The sequence below is a fragment of the Mycolicibacterium anyangense genome, assembly GCF_010731855.1.
GTDB classification, from domain to species: Bacteria; Actinomycetota; Actinomycetes; order Mycobacteriales; family Mycobacteriaceae; genus Mycobacterium; species Mycobacterium anyangense.
The window spans coordinates 5068736-5086307 of sequence record NZ_AP022620.1 but is presented as its reverse complement, the minus strand read 5'-3'; the positions used below and the strand labels follow the sequence as shown (position 1 = coordinate 5086307).

Annotated in this window: 7 protein-coding genes; all 7 read left to right on the top strand. The window is 63.4% G+C overall.

Going from position 1 to position 17572, the window contains the following annotated elements; genetic code table 11:
* Positions 1-42: 42 nt before the first annotated feature.
* Entirely contained in the window at positions 43-1056 is a 1014-nt protein-coding gene (locus tag G6N35_RS23975; RefSeq protein WP_163806759.1) for a hypothetical protein, read from the top strand.
* On the top strand, positions 1038-1703 hold the full coding sequence (gene pnuC / locus G6N35_RS23970; RefSeq protein WP_246224491.1) for a nicotinamide riboside transporter PnuC: 666 nt from the start codon (positions 1038-1040) through the stop codon (positions 1701-1703). Before G6N35_RS23975 ends, pnuC begins: the two co-directional genes overlap by 19 nt.
* A complete protein-coding gene (locus G6N35_RS23965; RefSeq protein ID WP_163806757.1) occupies positions 1700-2788 on the top strand; it encodes an AAA family ATPase in 1089 nt (362 codons plus the stop codon). The genes pnuC and G6N35_RS23965 overlap by 4 nt, the downstream gene beginning before the upstream one ends.
* A gap of 565 nt (positions 2789-3353) precedes the next feature.
* On the top strand, positions 3354-8492 hold the full coding sequence (locus G6N35_RS23960) for a DEAD/DEAH box helicase (RefSeq protein ID WP_163806755.1): 5139 nt from the start codon (positions 3354-3356) through the stop codon (positions 8490-8492).
* Positions 8489-11362, top strand: a complete 2874-nt coding sequence (locus tag G6N35_RS23955) for a DUF8741 domain-containing protein (RefSeq protein WP_163806753.1) — start codon at positions 8489-8491, stop codon at positions 11360-11362. The genes G6N35_RS23960 and G6N35_RS23955 overlap by 4 nt, the downstream gene beginning before the upstream one ends.
* On the top strand, positions 11359-15462 hold the full coding sequence (locus G6N35_RS23950) for an Eco57I restriction-modification methylase domain-containing protein (protein ID WP_163806751.1): 4104 nt from the start codon (positions 11359-11361) through the stop codon (positions 15460-15462). Before G6N35_RS23955 ends, G6N35_RS23950 begins: the two co-directional genes overlap by 4 nt.
* An 18-nt stretch (positions 15463-15480) precedes the next feature.
* Entirely contained in the window at positions 15481-17571 is a 2091-nt protein-coding gene (locus G6N35_RS23945) for a UvrD-helicase domain-containing protein (RefSeq protein ID WP_163806749.1), read from the top strand.
* The last annotated feature ends 1 nt before the right edge of the window (position 17572 follow it).

The following is a 17572-nucleotide window of genomic DNA, read 5'->3' as shown; positions in this document are numbered from 1 at the left end:
TAGTGTGAATATTGCTCTAATTAGACGACGGAGGGCACGGCGATGAACTGGTTCGAGATCCTGACGGGGTTCACCGAGGACAGCTATGCCTCGGTGCAAGATCGGTTGCAGGTCGAGGGCGACGAGCTGGTGTCGACGGTGAACGGCAAGCGCTATGGCATCGGCTCGCTGACGCTGCCGACCCTGGCGGAGCTTCGCGGCCGGGTGAACGCGTCTCGCGGGCAGCGCACGACGGTGAGTGCCCTGGTGGGCGATGCCCGGGCATTGCATTCGGAGAAGGCTTTCGAGGGAGCGCTGTTCCAGGTGGCCTCGCAGTTCAACCTGTTGGAGATGCCGTCGCAGCACGTCACTCCCGAGCATGGCGTCACCGGCTACGAGCACGACCACACTCAGGGGCCGGCGTGCGCATTGGCTGCCGGTGCGGCGACGATCTATCGCAACTATCTGGTGCCGTGCGGTGACGGCGTCGGGCAGACGGCCTCGCGTCAGCTCGATGCACTGGCTGGCTTGGGTGCGGCGTTCGCCGAACGGACGGGCGTGGCGGTCGAGGACTTGTGGGCGATGAGCAACGGGTACGCCCTGTGCACCACCGAGGGGTTGGCCGCGATCAGCGGGGTGTTGCGTGGGGCGGACGACGAGCTGTTCGACGAGCTGCGGGGGCAGTTGGCGATCGGGCTGCACCGGGATGTGCAGGTGATCGATGTCTGTGAGGAGCGGCGGCTGGTGTCGCAGGCGTTCTGCTCGGCGTTGCCGATCGGCTATTCGCATCTGGGGCAGCGGGAGTGGGAGCCGTTCGCGCGGCTGGTGCTCGAGGCCACCTATGAGGCGACGCTGCTGGCCGGGGCCGAGCAGGCTGTCGGCGGCGGGTCGAACATCGTGCTACTGACGCGCGTGGGCGGCGGGGTGTTTCGCAACGATGACGGGTGGATCGATCAGGCGATCGAGCGGGCGCTGGGTGTGGTCGCGGACGTGGGTTTGGATGTGCGGATCGTCGGGCATCGCGAGGTCTCCCCCGCGGTGCGCGGCATCATCCACCGGTGGAACGGAGGGCAGTGATGGACTGGCTGGCGGGCATCGTGGCGCCACTCAATGCGGTGGCGTTCACGTTGTGGGGTGATCCGGTGAGCTGGGCCGAGCTGTTCGGGTTCCTCACCGGCGGGGCCTGCGTTGCGTTGACGGTGCGCCGCAGTGTGGCGAATTTCCCTGTCGGGATTGCGAACTCGGCGTTCTTTCTGGTGTTGTTCGCCTCCGCGCAGTTGTGGGCGGATTCGACGCTGCAAGTGCTCTACATCGTCTTGGGTTTCGTGGGGTGGTGGCAGTGGCTGTACGGCGACAGTGGTCGCACACCACTTCACGTGCGGGCAGCTGGCGGCCGCCATCTGATGTGGTGTGTGGTGGCGGTGGGGATAGGGACTTCGGTGCTGTATCCGATTCTGGTGTCGGTGCATGATTCGGCGCCGTTCCTGGATGCGCTGACCACCAGCCTGTCGCTGGTGGCGCAGTGGCTGCTCAACGGAAAGTGGATTCAGAGCTGGTACTTCTGGATCGCGGCCGATGTGATCTATGTGCCGCTGTACTTCAGCCGCGGGCTGAACCTCACTGCGGTGGTGTACATGCTGTTCCTGGCGCTGTGCGTGGCGGGGCTGCGGGCATGGTCGCGGGAGCGTTGTTCTCTGCGCGAATCAGTCAGGGTGTCACCATGACTCGATATCGGCATGGGCTGATGCTGGGCAAGTTCTATCCACCACACGTCGGCCACCATGCGGGCATTCGTGAGGGTGCAGCGCAGTGTGAGCGGTTCACGGTGTTGGTCATGACGTCGGCGGTGGAGACTGTGCCGCTGGCGGACCGGGTGGCGTGGATGTGGGCCGAGCACGCGGGCGAGCCAGGGGTTCGGGTGATCGGGGTGCGCTGCGATGCGCCGGTGGACGTGACCGATGAGCGGGTGTGGGCCGCCCAGGTCGCGGTGATCTCGGCGGCCTTGCGAGTGGGCGGTGAGCCGGCGGTCGATGCGGTCTTCTCCGGTGAGTCGTATGGCGCTGAACTGGCGCGTTGGCTGGGAGCTGCGGACGTTCGGTCCGGCACCCGTCTCACTTCCGGCACAGCGGTGCGGCGGGACCTGGCCGGACGATGGGGTGATCTGGCGCCGGCGACGAAGGCGGGGTTGACGACGCGGGTGGTGGTGGTCGGGGCCGAATCCACCGGGACGACAACCGTTGCGGGGCTGTTGGCGGAGCACTACCGGGCGCGGGGTGGCGTCTGGGCTTCGACACAGTGCGTTGACGAATACGGGCGGGAGTACACCCAGCTGAAGTGGGAGCGCTCACCGGGGATTGCGCTGGACGAGTTGGTCTGGACCGCTGACGATTTCGATGCAATTGCGGTGGAGCAGACCCGGCGGGAGGAGGCAGCGGCGGCGGCTGGCTCGCCGGTGTTGATCTGCGATACCGATGCGTTCGCGACGGCGATCTGGGAGCGCCGCTACCTCGGTGCTGCGGCGCGGACAGGGCAGCCGTGGACGCAGGTGCCGCCCCGGGCGGTGTATCTGGTGACCGACCACGAGGGCGTGCCGTGGCACGACGACGGCATGCGGGAAGGTGACCTGGCGGTTCGGGCGGCAATGACAAGGTGGTTCATCGACGCGCTGACCGAGGCCGGGCAGTCATGGGTGCTGTTGACGGGCAGCCTGTCTGAACGGGTCTCGATGGCGATTAGGACCGTTGATCCGTTAGTGGAGATGCGGGCGCGGTTCGGGGAGCCGCTGCGGGGGCCGGGGTTTGAGGGGTAGTCGGTGACGGCGTTCCATCCCGACTTCCCCTGCCGCTGCCAGGGTCAGCCACTTCGCCCCAGCAGGGGAAAACGCTGCCCAGCACCCAGGAGCGTCCTACCCTCTGGCGATGGCACGCATTCGATCATTGACTCGCGACACCAAGCCCGCTAGGGCCCCCGAAACCAGCGTTGATTGCCTTTACACAGCTGTTACTACCAAGGATGGTGAATGCCGTCTTCGATTTGCCACTTTGGGTTCTGACGGTCGGAAATCGGGGCCGAAGCCGAGTCAAATTATCGAATTGGACGAACAGATGGCGCGCGAATTTGTACAGGCGATAATCAGACAATTCCCAGCAGCGCGCCCTTAGCGGACTCGACGCACCCTGGTGGTTAACTAGAAACTGCAAGGTCTTAGGCGAATCTGCGCCGCCACACGTCTCGCGGGCCACACGGGTAAGCAAGTTCCACGTTCGATCACCCGTCCGATGTCGGACCCCGCCAGTATGGTCATATTGTCACGAGGGTTAGTAGACGATGCCAAGGGGCAATCGTTGCTGCCGCGCACCATCTAGGAGGAAGTCATGGACGCGTTTGGGGTCCTCAAGGAGGTCCTGGACGACTACGAGAACTTCGTCAAGGGCTTCCTGGAGATCAAGGACGACCAGATTCGTGCCAAGGTCGAGGCCGAGATCGCCGAAGGTCTGCTGTGGCCAGAACCGTGGCTTGCCCTCAACCCGGCATTCGAGTCCGGAGGAACGGCAAGCGGGCTTGCGGACCGGGGTGTCCTCGATCCGAAAGCGGTCGAGATCTTCGGGGCTCAAGACGGCACCAACATCTCGTTCCACCGCCACCAAGCGGACGCCTTCGAGATCGCCAACCGCCGCGAGTCCTACGTTCTAACCACGGGTACCGGCTCGGGTAAATCGATGTCTTACATCGTGCCGATCGTCGACCGAGTACTGCGCGAGGGCACAGGCCAGGGTGTGCGAGCCATCATCGTCTATCCGATGAATGCCCTGGCAAACAGCCAGCGCAATGAGTTGGAGAAGTTCCTCGGCAAGACGAACCCCAAGGTCAGCTTCGCTCGATATACGGGGCAAGAGAACAGGGAGGAACGCGAGCAGACCCTCGCCTCGCCCCCGGACATCCTGCTGACCAATTACGTCATGTTGGAGTTGATGCTGACCCGCCCCAAAGAGCGGGAGAAGCTCATCAACAGCGCGGCAAATCTGTCGTTTCTTGTGCTAGACGAACTGCACACCTATCGCGGTCGCCAGGGTGCCGACGTCGCAATGCTCGTCCGCCGCCTCCGGGGCGCGGTCAGCTCCAACGCAGTGCAGTGCATAGGAACCAGCGCCACACTTGCCGGTCCAGGCACCAAGGCCGAGCAACGCCAGCAAGTCGCCGAGTTGGCAACGAGGATCTTCGGCGTTGACATTCCCGCGGCCAACATAGTCGGGGAAACACTGCGACGAGCAACCACCGGCGACCTAAACCCGACCGCGCTGACCGCACGTCTACAAACAGACGCGCCGAAGGACTCGGGCGAGCTTAGGTCAGACCCTCTGGCGGTCTGGACCGAACAGCACTTCGGTTTGGACACCGACGATGAAGGCAAGCTCGCGCGGCGGCCGCCGTCGAAGCTTAAAGACGCCGCCGCGAAGCTCCACGAGGAGACGGGTGTCGACGAGACAGTCTGCCGAGAGAAGCTCCAGGAACTGCTGCTCGCTGGGTCGAGGGCCCGCGACCCGCAGGGCCGTTCACTGTTCGCATTCAAGCTGCATCAGTTCATCGGCAAGGGTGACACCGTCTACACCACTCTCGAGCCGCCCGCAAAGAGATACCTGACCACCCAGTACCAACGCAGCGCGCCGAACCGGCCAGCGGGGCAGCCGCTGTTCCCGCTGGCGTTCTGCCGCGAGTGTGGCCAAGAGTTTCTCGTCGTGAATCTTGAGCGCGGCGGAGAGAGCTTCAGCCCGCGCATTCCGAACTCCGATCTCGTCGAACACCCCGAAGCTGACGGCCTGTTGCTTCTGACCGAGCAGCCCTGGCCCGATCCACAGGATCCTGCGTTGCTCGATCTCGTCCCCGAGGATTGGGTGGTGGCAGGCGGGGGCGGTCAGGTGCTGGACAAAGCCCGAATCCCGAAGCTGCCGAATTCACTTCGTGTTGATGAATTCGGGACGATCACCGACGACGGCATGCCCGTCGCTTTCTTCGAGCGACTCGAATTCTGCCCCTCGTGCAAAACGACTTACGAAAGTGCCCGCCAGTCCCAGTTCTCCCGAGTCGCAAGCCTCGGTACCGAAGGCCGCGCAAGTGCGGTGACAGTGCTGTCGCAGTCGATTGTCAGATCGCTGCGCCGGGAGCCCGAACTCGACAGCGAAGCGCGAAAGTTTCTGGCGTTCAGTGATAACCGCCAGGATGCCAGCCTCCAGGCCGGCCACTTCAACGACTTCATCCTGGTCGGGCTCATCCGCTCGGCCTTGTACCGGGCGGCCCTCGACTACCAAGAGCAAAATCCCGGGGAACCCCTCACCGACGAGAACCTTGGACCCGAAGTGGTCAAGGCGCTCAGCGGCAATAGCCTCAAGTACTTCGCCCGCGACGAAGAAACAGCCGACGAGCACATCCCACGCAAGAAAATCGCCCGCGCGCTGCGCGATGTTGTCACATACCGGCTGTGGGCCGACCTCAAGCGAGGCTGGCGGATCACAATGCCCAACCTGGAACAAACCGGCCAACTACGCCTGTCTTACGACGGCGTCGATGAACTCGCCACCAACGACGACAAATGGACCAGCTGCGGCGAACCCTTGGCGAGCGCCACAGCCGAGACCCGACGTGAAGTGATGCAGGTGTTGCTCGACGAACTACGTCGAAACCTCTGCATCGACACCGAATTCCTCACCGACGAGAAGTTCGACGCTGTCCGGCGGGCCAGCCGAGAATGGCTGAAAGACCCGTGGGCCATCTCCGATGACGCCGGCACCTACAGCGGCCTCGCCTACTCCGGCGGCCGACCCAAAGGAGTGGCCGGAATTGGCTCCGATCTCTATCTGTCAGGGCTAGGCGCATACGGACGGTGGCTTCGCCGACCCAACCGATTCCCCGGCTTCGAGCACGCTTTGAAGACAAAGGACGCCGACGCGCTGATCGAGAATCTGATGGATGTGATGGCCGCCGCCGGGATCCTCGTGCGCATCCCGGTTCCGCGACGTCCGACCGGCTACCAGCTGCGAGCCGACCTCATTGCCTGGCATCCCGGCAGCGGGGAGCATCGCGCACCGGACCGCATCCGCAGCAATCAAACCAAAGGCCGGGTCAACCCGTACTTCCGCGCACTGTATGCAGAGATCGCGAAGTCGCTGGTCGGCCTGGAGGCCCGTGAACACACCGCGCAGGTCGAGCCGGCCAAACGCCAGAAGCGTGAAGAAGAGTTCAGCGAAGCCCGGCTACCCGTGCTGTACTGCTCCCCCACCATGGAACTTGGCGTCGACATCAAGAGCCTCAATGTTGTTGGCATGCGGAATGTTCCGCCCACACCGGCCAACTATGCGCAGCGGTCGGGACGGGCCGGCAGGTCAGGTCAACCCGCCATTGCCCTGACTTATTGCGCCACCGGAAATGCGCACGACGCCTACTACTTCCGACGCAGTCAAGACATGGTGGCGGGAGCGGTTGCACCGCCAAGGCTGGAGTTGGGCAACCAGGATCTCGTGCGCGCACACGCCCACTCAATCTGGCTCGTCAAATGCGGACTCGACCTCAAGGCCAGCATGGTCGACCTCCTGGAAATCGACCAGCCTGGCCAACCGCTGCGCCCCGAGGTGCTCGCCACAATCAACTCTCCATCGAGTCGAAGCGCTGCCATCGCCGCGATTACAGACGTGCTCACAGCGACCACCGAGGTCACCTCGGCGCCGTGGTGGACGGACACGTGGATCGCCGATACCGTCGAACAAGCACCCGCCCGGTTCAACCGTGCTGCAGACCGGTGGCGCGGGCTGTACAACGAAGCCCAAACGGAGTTGGACCAAGCCAATACGACATTGAAGACCATCGGTGCGTCCGAGAGTTCGAAACAACGGGCCCGCGGCCGCATTTCGGAGGCACGTGCCGCCCTTGACCTCCTCAAGGGGCAAGTCGACGACGTCCTTCAAGGCGATTTCTACACCTACCGCTACTTCGCATCCGAAGGCTTCCTGCCCGGCTATTCGTTTCCGCGGCTGCCCCTGTCGGCGTTCATCCCCGCCGAACGACGCACCCGCAGCGGTGGTGAAGGCGATTTCATCCAGCGACCCCGATTCATGGCGATCAGCGAGTTCGGGCCAGGCGCCTTCATCTACCACGAAGGCGCACGCTACGAAGTGAACCGTGTGAGCCTGCCCGCTCGCGACGACGGCACGGGTGTCCACATCACAGAGATCAAACGGTGCAGCGCCTGTGGGTACCTGCATGAGTCGACAGATCCTGATCTCTGCCAGCACTGCGGAGCACCGTTCGCACCCGAAGCCACAATGGGCAATCTGATGCGACTGTTGTCGGTAAAGACCCGCCGTCGCGACAGGATTAGCGCCGACGAAGAGGAACGCCAGCGCGCCGGACACGAGATCGTAACCACTATTCGCTTTGTGCCACACGGAGTTCGAGCTGGACAACTCACCAGCACCATTACGGAGGACGGCGCCGAACTCGGCACCATGACCTATGGCGACACCGCGCTCATCCGGCGGATGAACGTTGGTTTGCGCCGCCGCAAGGACAAGGACGTCCGCGGTTATGTCCTCGACACGGTGGAAGGCCGCTGGTGCAAGGAGGCTGACCTTGCCAAGAATGTGCACGGCGAGGCCCCGCGGTATCAGCGAGTGATCCCCCATGTCGAGGACCATCGCAACGCGCTGCTCATGCACTTGGACCCTTCCATTGGAAAAGACCAGCGGATGGCAGCTATGTACGCGCTCAAGCGCGGCATCGAGGCCGTCTACCAGTTGGAAGGCTCCGAACTGGCAGTGGAAGCTCTGCCCAGCAACACCGGTGACCACGCCTGGTCGCGCCTGCTGTTCTTCGAAGCCGCTGAGGGTGGCGCCGGCGTGCTACGACGACTCGCCACCGAAGACGGCCAACTGAGTCAGGTCGCCCGAAAAGCCTTGGAGATACTGCACTTCGATGCAGACACCGGTGCTGATATCAAACACGCGCCGCACGCGACCGAAGTCTGCGCACAGGCCTGCTACGACTGCCTGCTGTCCTACAGCAACCAATGGGATCATCAACATCTGGATCGCCACAACGTCCTCGACCTACTTCAGCGACTCGCCACATCCACGGTGGCGGTAGGTGCCGGCGGAGAGGATCGAGTCGCCCAACTCGAACGGCTCATCAAAGCCTGCGACAGCGAACTGGAAAAGCAATTCCTCACTCTGCTTGAACAGCACGGCTACCGGCTGCCTGATGACGCTCAACGGATTGTCGACGGCTACTACGTGCGACCAGATTTCGCCTACTACACGGACGGGATGAATGTCGCGATCTTCATCGACGGCCCCGTCCATGACAGCGCACACCAGCAGGAGAAGGACGAACAGGCACGCATGAAGCTCGAGGACGAGGCTGGCTGGCTAGTGCTGCGCTTTCACCACAATGATGCGAACGCCAACTGGCTCAACATAATCTCCGCCTACAGCGGCATCTTCGGCGAAGCGAAGAGCCACGCATGACAACCATCGACTATCCCGCAGGCAGCTTAGTCAACGCCCGCGGCCGAGACTGGCTGGTGCTACCTGGCTCCCCCGACGGCACGCTCCTCGTCCGCCCGCTCGGTGGCCACGAGCACGAGACCACCGTGCTGCTACCCGAGATCGACAACTTCGCGGCAGCCACCTTCGAACCCCCGACCGTCGACGACCGTGGTGACGCAAGTCGAGCACGCCTGCTCCGCGACGCCCTCCGCCTGTCTTTCCGCGCCAGCGGCGGCCCATTCCGCTCATTCGCACGGCTAGCCGTCACACCGCGCAACTACCAACTTGTTCCGCTGATGATGGCAGCCAACCAGGACGTCACCCGGCTGTTGATCGCTGACGGTGTCGGCGTCGGCAAGACCGTCGAGGCCGGCCTGATCGCGGCGGAGCTGCTCGCCACCGGCGAGGCCCAGCGGCTCGCCGTTTTGTGTTCGCCCCAGCTCGCGCCACAATGGCAAAGCGAGCTGCGGCACAAGTTCGGAATCGACGCGCAACTGCTCCTGCCATCCACCGTCAACCGGCTGATGCGCAGCGTCCCGTTCGGCTCTAACGTCTACCAGCATCATCGATATCTGGTGATCTCCACCGATTTCATCAAGCAAAAGTCGCGCCGCGACGAGTTCGCCTTGCACTGCCCCGAATTAGTAATCGTCGATGAGGCGCACACGTGTGTGGCGCCGGCGGGCGTGGGCAAGTCTTCGCAAGCTCACCTGAGGTATGCACTGCTGCGCAAGCTTGCCGACGATCCCAGCCGCCACCTCCTACTACTGACCGCCACCCCGCACAGCGGCGACGACACGGCGTGGCAGTCACTAATCGGCCTGCTCGACAATCGCCTGGGGGACCTGCCCGCCGACCTGTCGGGGCGTGACCGCGAAGAGGACCGCAAGCTGCTCGCACGATTCATGGTCCAGCGCCAACGCGCCGACATCCGCGAATACCTGGATGAGGACACTCCTTTCCCCGATCGTGAAACCACCGAGACGGCATACAAGCTCACCGCCGCATACCGACAGCTCTTTGACGACGTCATGGAGTACGTGCGAGAGCAAGTCTCTGACCCGAAGCTCTCCGCGGTGCGGCAGCGCGTCCGGTGGTGGTCGGCAATAGCATTGCTTCGCTGCCTGGCCTCCAGCCCGGCTGCGGCAGAGCAAACGCTTCTCAATCGTTCAGCAGTGGCCGACACCACTGACGAAGATGAGGCCGAGGTCGACGCCTATGCCGAACCTCGCGTGCTCGACACCGATTTGGACGACACATTGGAAGCCCAGGACGTCGCCGTCGGCGCGGACACCGGCGGCTCCGATGAGCCCGACACCAAAGCGCGAAAGCGGCTGCGCGAGTTGGCTGCCGCAGCGGCGGCTTTGAAGGGTCCTCGCTCGGACGCCAAGCTGAAGCGCCTCATCCCACTGCTCAAGGAGCTCATCGATCGGCGCTATCACCCCATCGTGTTTTGCCGCTATATCCCTACCGCCGACTATCTCGCCGAGCACCTAGGTTCGGCTCTGTCGAAGGTCAAAGACCTCAAGATCGACGCGGTAACCGGAACTCTCCCGCCGGAGGAACGCGAAACCCGCGTGAACACCCTCAGTGCCCACGACGGCCCCCGTCTGCTCATTGCAACCGACTGTCTCTCCGAGGGCATCAACCTGCAAGACGGCTTCACCGCGGTCGTCCACTACGACCTCGCCTGGAACCCCACCCGGCACGAGCAACGCGAAGGACGCGTCGACCGATTCGGGCAGCAAGCTCCGACCGTGCGCACCGTGACCTACTACGGCGAGGACAACGGCATCGACGGGATCGTGCTACAGGTCCTCATCCGACGCCACGAGAACATCAAACGCAGCATCGGCGTCTCGGTGCCGATCCCCGTCGATTCCACCACCGTGATGAAAGCCATCTGGGAGTCACTGCTGCTCCGGGGCAAGGATGCCGAGCAGCTCACCTTCGACTTCGCCGACGCCACCTCCAAGTCGCTGGCTGAACAGGTCGACGTCGAATGGACCAACGCTGCCGAACGGGAGAAGGCGTCGCGTTCCAGGTTCCGGCAGGCCGGCCTCAAACCCGACACCGTCGAACACGCGCTCACCGAAGTCCGCCGCGCCCTCGGCGGCCCCGCCGACGTCGAAACCTTCACCCGGACTGCACTATCCCTAATGGACGCTGCGATTAGTGACAACGATGACGGGTTCACCGCGATCGTGGACACCCTCCCCGCCGCGGTGCGCGACCAGCTCCCGCCCACCAAGGGCGGGCGGCTGCACTTCCACCGCTCGCTCCCGGTACCGACGGGGCACAGCGTGCTCACCCGCACCGACGCCACGGTCGACGCGCTGTCCCGGTACGTCCTCGACGCCGCACTCGATTCCCGGCTCGACCCCGCGGCACGGCCCGCCCGCCGCGCCGGAGTCATGCGCACCCAAGGAGTGAGCAAGGTGACGACGTTGCTCATGGTGCGGCACCGGCTGGAGATCAGCATCCCCGGCTCGGCCACGACCGTCACCCAGGTCGCCGAGGAAGCCAAATTTCTCGCCTTCACTGCGACCGGTGACGACCTGCAGTGGTTGCCGCAGGCCGACGTCGACGCGCTGCTGACCGCAAAGCCCTCGGGCAACGTCGACGATGCTTTAGCCCGAATGCAACTGGGCCGCGCGCTCGGCCGTCTACCCACGCTCGGCAAACACCTCACCGAGACCGGTAAACATGCGGCAAAAGACCTCGTATCTGAGCATCAGGCGGTACGAAGCGCCTCCAAAGCCGGCGGCCGCGCACCCACGGTGAAATTCCTGCCGCCCGCCGATGTCCTCGGCATCTACGTGTTCCTCCCCGAAGCGGGTGCCCGATGACCGCGCTAAACCTCTTCAAGGCCGTTCGCACCATCGGCACCGCGCTACCCGCCGAGGCCATCCCGCGCGCGAACGAACTGCGGATGCCCGGCCAAACCGCCGAGGCCTACCAGCTGTCACCGGGCATGGCGGTCAACGGCGCCATCGCCCGCGCCTGGGAGGCCATGCTCGCCGCGCACCGCGCCTGGCGGACGGCGCTGGATCGGCTACCCGAGGGTGATGCCGCGACCAAACTCACCCGGGACAAGTGGCTGCTGCCGCTGCTGTACGAACTCGGTTGGGGCCGCCCCGATGTCGTCAGCGGTGGGTTAGCGGTACCTCCTGGGCTTGGCGAGACGGAGGCACCGCACTTTCCCATATCGCATCGCGTCGCCTGGCCCGACGCGTCAAATCCCACGGCGTGGGCGCCGCTACACCTCGTCGGCGCCGGAATCGACCTGGACACCAAGACCGCAGGCGTGACTGCACGGGCGCCGCAGGCCATGGTCCAGGACTACCTCAACCGGGAAGACCGTGCCCTGTGGGCCATTGTGTCGAACGGCAAGCTGCTGCGGCTGCTGCGTGATGCCTCAAGTCTCACCCGGCAGTCCTTCGTTGAGTTCGACCTCGACGCAATCTTCACCGACCAGCTCTACGCCGACTTCCGCATCCTGTTCCTCACAGTCCACGCCAGCCGCTTCGCGCCCCGCCTAGACGGCGGGACAGCCAAAGCCGTAACCGATAGCGAGGATTCCGGTGACGATACCGAGGTCGAGCAGGCCGAACCCAAACTGGACAACTGCTGGTTAGAACGCTGGCGCACCACCGCCATCGACGACGGAGCGCGCGCTCTGCTCAATCTGCAGCATGGCATCGCCGCGGCATTGCAGGAGCTGGGCACCGGCTTCGTCGCACACCCCGCCAACGCCGCACTACGAGAGACCCTGGCCGCGGCCGCCGACGCCGACCGCGATCTGCAGCGTGCACTGCTACGCATCGCCTATCGGCTAATCGTGCTGTTCGTGGTCGAGGACCGCGATCTGCTGCACCGCTCCGACGTCCCCGAAGGTGCCCGCACCCTATATGCGGAGTACTTTTCCACCGCGCGCTTACGCCGACTGGCGGCGGAACCGATTGGCGGATGGCACACCGATCTATGGCAGGCGCACCAAATCGTCACCGACGCGATCGCCGGTGATGGCCTGCCCGCTCTCGGGTTGAGCGGCCTCGGGGCGAGCCTCTTCTCGCGAGAGGCACTGAGTATTCTCGACGGCGCCAAGCTACCCAACCGCGCGCTGCTAGCCGCCGTACGGGCGCTGGCACAGATCGACGACCCTGTCACCGGCTTGCCGCGCCCGGTCGACTACCGCAACCTCGATAGCGAAGAACTCGGCGGCATGTACGAAGGGCTGCTGGCGTATACGCCCCGTTATCATGCCGATGAACGGGCCTTCACCCTCGATGTGACGACCGGCAACGACAGAAAGAAGTCTGGCTCCTACTACACCCCATCGGACCTGATTGCGCTGGTCCTCGACGAGGCGCTTGATCCTCTAATCGACGAGGCGGTGCGGGAGAATGACCCGGAACAGGCGCTCCTCGCGCTTACAGTGGTCGATCCGGCCTGCGGCAGTGGGCATTTCGTTGTCGCAGCGGCTCGACGTCTCGCTGCCGCTCTTGCCACCGTGCGCACCGGGGAGACCGAACCAACGCCAGCCGCACTGCGTGCTGCGACTGCCGACGTCATCGAGCGCTGCGTCTACGGTGTGGACCTCAATGACCTGGCCATCGAGATCACCAAGGTGGCGCTGTGGTTGGAGGCCTTCGACGCCGACCGGCCGTTCCCGTTCCTAGATGCGCACTTCCGCGTCGGCAACGCTCTTCTGGGCACCACACCGGAATTGTTGCGGCACAACATCCCCGACGCGGCATTCGTTCCGTTAGGTGAGGACGACAAAGAGTGGACGTCCAAGCTCAAGGCTCGCAACAAGAAAGAACGCCAAGCCGACGAGAACCAGCTGACGCTCAGCTTCGGCGCCGAGACGCTGAACGTAGAAACCAGCCAGTTCACCAAAGCTGCCCGCGAAGCCGACACCGGAACCGTCGCCTCGGTGGCCGCTCTGCGCGCCCGGGCGGACGCCTGGCGCCGCCTGGAAACCGACCCCGACCTAGTAGCTGCCAAACTCGTCGCCGATGCATGGTGCGCGGCGTTCGTGCAACCCAAGACCGGGGCCACCACTTCCGGACAGGGCATCACCCACGCGACCGTTCGAGCTCTCGCCGAGACGCCAGAGTCGGTACCCGACACCCTGATCGACCAGATCAACACGCTGGCTCGGCAGTACCGATTCTTTCACTGGCACTTGGAATTTCCCGGCATCTTCACCGTGCCCGACGACGGCAGCGCAGATGCGGACACCGGCTGGACGGGCGGGTTCTCCTGCGTTGTCGGCAATCCGCCTTGGGAGCGCGTGAAGATCCAGGACAAAGAATTCTTCGGTAACGCTGGAAGACCCGACATCGAAGGTGCGGCGACTGCCGCCGTGCGCAAGAAGATGATCGACAAGCTTGTCGACGATGACCCCGATCTTCATCGCGCTTACCTCGCCGCGCTCAGACAATCGGACGCCACCGCGCACCTTCTGCTGAAGAGCGGCCGCTACCCGTTCACCGGCCAGGGCGACGTCAATACCTACAGCGTGTTCGCCGAAACCATGCGTACCGTCACCAACCCCGAGGGCGCGGCCGGAATCATCGCGCCAACCGGTCTGGCAACCGACAAGACGACGGCGCCATTTTTCGCAGATACCTTAAGTAATCACCGGCTCTATGCGTTCTACGACTTCGAGAACGAAGCAAAGATCTTCCACGCCGTGCACAACCAGATGCACTTCGCCTTGATCGTCATCACTGGAGCAACGCGGCCAGCTGAGCGGACGCGGTTCGCGTTTTATATCCGATACATTTCGGATATCACGGACCGCCGATTCGAACTCGCGGCAAAAGAAGTTCTCGCCCTAAATCCGAACACCGGCACGCTGCCGATGTTTCGCAGCCGCAAGGACGCCGACATTACGCTCGGCATCTACTCCCGGCATCCCGTGCTCATTCGCGACGGCGACCCCGACGGCAACCCCTGGGGGCTATCCTTCGCAAGGCTCTTCGACATGGCTAATGACTCCGAGCTGTTCCACGCTGCGAACGACCTCGATGATGCTACGTTCGACGGCTGGTCTTTCAAGCGTGGCAAGAAAGAGTTCGTGCCCCTATACGAGGCGAAGATGCTGAGTCACTTTGACCATCGTTTCTCGACATACAAGGGCGCCACGCAAGCCCAGCTAAACAAGGGAACTCTCCCGCGGCTGACCGATGAGGAGCACGACGATGACTCGTTAGAACCTCTCGCTCGCTACTGGGTCGATCGATCAGAAGTCGAGTCACGGTTACTCGATCGATGGAACTCCGATTGGTTACTTGGTTGGCGAGATATCACCAAGGCGCATCAGGTGCGAACGTTCATCCCAACGGTGCTTCCTGTCTCAGCCGTCGGCCACGTGTTCCCTGTTGCATTTCCTAGCGATCCAATGCATGCCTATCTGCTCCAGGCAACGTGGTCCAGCATCGCATTTGACTTCATCGCCAATCAGAAACTCAGCGGGAACCACATGACGTATGCCGTGCTGAATCAGATGGCTTGCATGGCGCCTAGCTTCTTCGAGGAACCAGCGCGTTGGCGGCCCAATGAGCAACTAAGGACTTGGCTCCGCCCCTACTGTCTTGAGCTGGGATACACCTCTTCACGGTTGAACTCGTACGCTAGGGATCTCGGCGATAAGGGGCCGGCGTTCCGTTGGCTGCCCGGACGCCGGGCACTACTGCGGGCTGACCTCGACGCCGGATTCCTGCACGTCTACGGTCTGAATCGCGAAGAAGCAGAACATGTTCTCGACTCGTTCTTCGTCGTCCGCAAGTACGAAGAACGGGACCTCGGTGAGTACCGCACTAAGCGCCTCGTGCTCGAGGCCTATGACCGCATGGCCGATGCCATCGCCAACGGCGGCAAGGGCTGGAAGCCACTCGCCGACCCACCCGCCGGACACGGACCCCGCCACCCCGAATAGTCGAGCAACGGAAGAACAATGCCACTCGCCATCGATAAGGGCTTCATCGCCGACCTCGCCAAGATGGAAAAGACTGTCGTCAAACGGGTTACCGAGGTCTTCGACGAGTTCGACGCTGCCACCCATACCGGGTTGCATTTGGAGAAGATCGCCAATGCCCGCAACCCGCGGTTCCGATCCATCCGCATCGACCAGGCCTGGCGCGGCATTGTGCTGGCTCCCGTCACCGGTGACGTATACACGTTGCTCAAGGTGCTACATCACGATGACGCCTATGCCTGGGCTCAACGCAGCAATGTCTCGGTCAACTCCGCGACCGGCGGCATCGAGATTCGCGACGACGCCGAACTCGAACGCCAAATCCCCGAAATGGCTCACGCCGCCAAGACTGCCGGCGCACCGATCTTCGCCAACATCAAAGATGGCGAGCTGGCGAAGCTCGGCATCGACGAAAAGGTTCTTGCGTTCGCGCGCACCGTCACCGACCCCGTCCAGCTGGATGCTGCGAAATCCTTTCTACCCGAAACACAGTGGGATGTGCTGTTCGGGCTTGCCGCCGGATTCACTCCCGATGAAGTGTGGGCCGACCTTGGCGCGCAAATTCTGAACGAGCCCGTCGACACCGAAGACATAGACGCCGCAATCCTCCGAAGCAATGACCGCGTCGTCCTCGTCGACGGACCCGACGAGCTGATGGACGTCTTCGCGTACCCGTTCGCCACGTGGCGGGTATACCTGCACCCCACCCAGCGCACTGTCGTCAACGCCATCTACAAGGGCCCCGCCCGCGTCACCGGCGGCCCCGGCACCGGCAAGACGGTCGTCGCGCTGCACCGGGCGAACATGCTCGCCAAACGCGATGACGGCAAGGTCCTCGTCACCACGTTCACCTCCACGATGTCCGAGACGCTGCAGTCCGGCCTCGACATGCTCGTCGAGGACGATGCCCAGAACCGCATCGAGGTGTCGCACGTCGATCGGATTGCCCACCGCGTCTTCCGCAAGGCCCACGGTGCGCCCCTATTGCTAGGACATGACGACGAAAAGGCGTTGTGGACCGAACTGATCCATCAACTCGGCCTAGGTTTCACTCCAGCATTCCTGTCCGAAGAATGGCGACAAGTAGTACTAGCACGCCGGATCAGCTCGGCCGACGCGTACCTCGCAGCGAAGCGAACAGGCCGCGGAAGGGCCCTCGGTTCCACACAACGAGCCCAAGTTTGGCAAGTCGTCAACGAATTCGAACGCGCTCTTGCGACCAGGGGCTTCTGGACGCACGAAACCGTCCGGCGCGAGGCCACTCACCTCCTAGAGCATTCCTCCGAGAAGCCGTTCCGACACATCATCATCGACGAAGCACAAGACCTCAGCCCCGACCAGTGGCGTCTGCTACGCGCAGCGGTTTCCGAAGCGCCAGACGATATCTTCATCGCAGGCGACACCCATCAACGCATCTACGACAACCGGGTCAGCCTGCGCGAAGTCGGGATCAACATCGCTGGTCGTTCGTCGCGGCTCAGCATCAACTACCGCACCACCGCCGAGATTCTTGCGTGGAGCCTTGGCTTGCTGCGCGGGCAAGCCATCGACGACATGGAGGGCGGCCTGGACTCCATCGCCGGCTGCAGGTCCCACGTCCACGGACGGCCCCCCACATTGCAGAGTTTTGCGAACGCCGAAGCTGAGGCGCAGGCAGTCGCCGACACCATCAAGAAATGGATTGCCGCGGGCGTCGCGCCATCTGAAATCGGCGTGGCAGTTCGCGCCAAGTGGCTCACCACAAAAATCCAACAGGCACTGAAGGTGTCACGCATTCGGTCAGTCGATCTCGCCAAGGCAGCGGACAACGACGAAGCAGTGCGAGTCGGCACCATGCATCGCATGAAGGGGCTGGAGTTCCGCTGCATCGCGGTAGCAGGCGTCAGTGCGAAGCACGTCCCGGAGGCAAAGGCCTTGACTCCGGTCGAAGAGGATAAACACACCCATGAACAAGATCTAGAACGCGAGCGTTGTCTGCTGTTCGTGGCGTGCACCAGGGCTCGAGAAGAACTGCTTGTCACCTGGCACGGCGAGCCCAGCCCGTTCCTGACCGCTCTCGAGAAGAACTGAA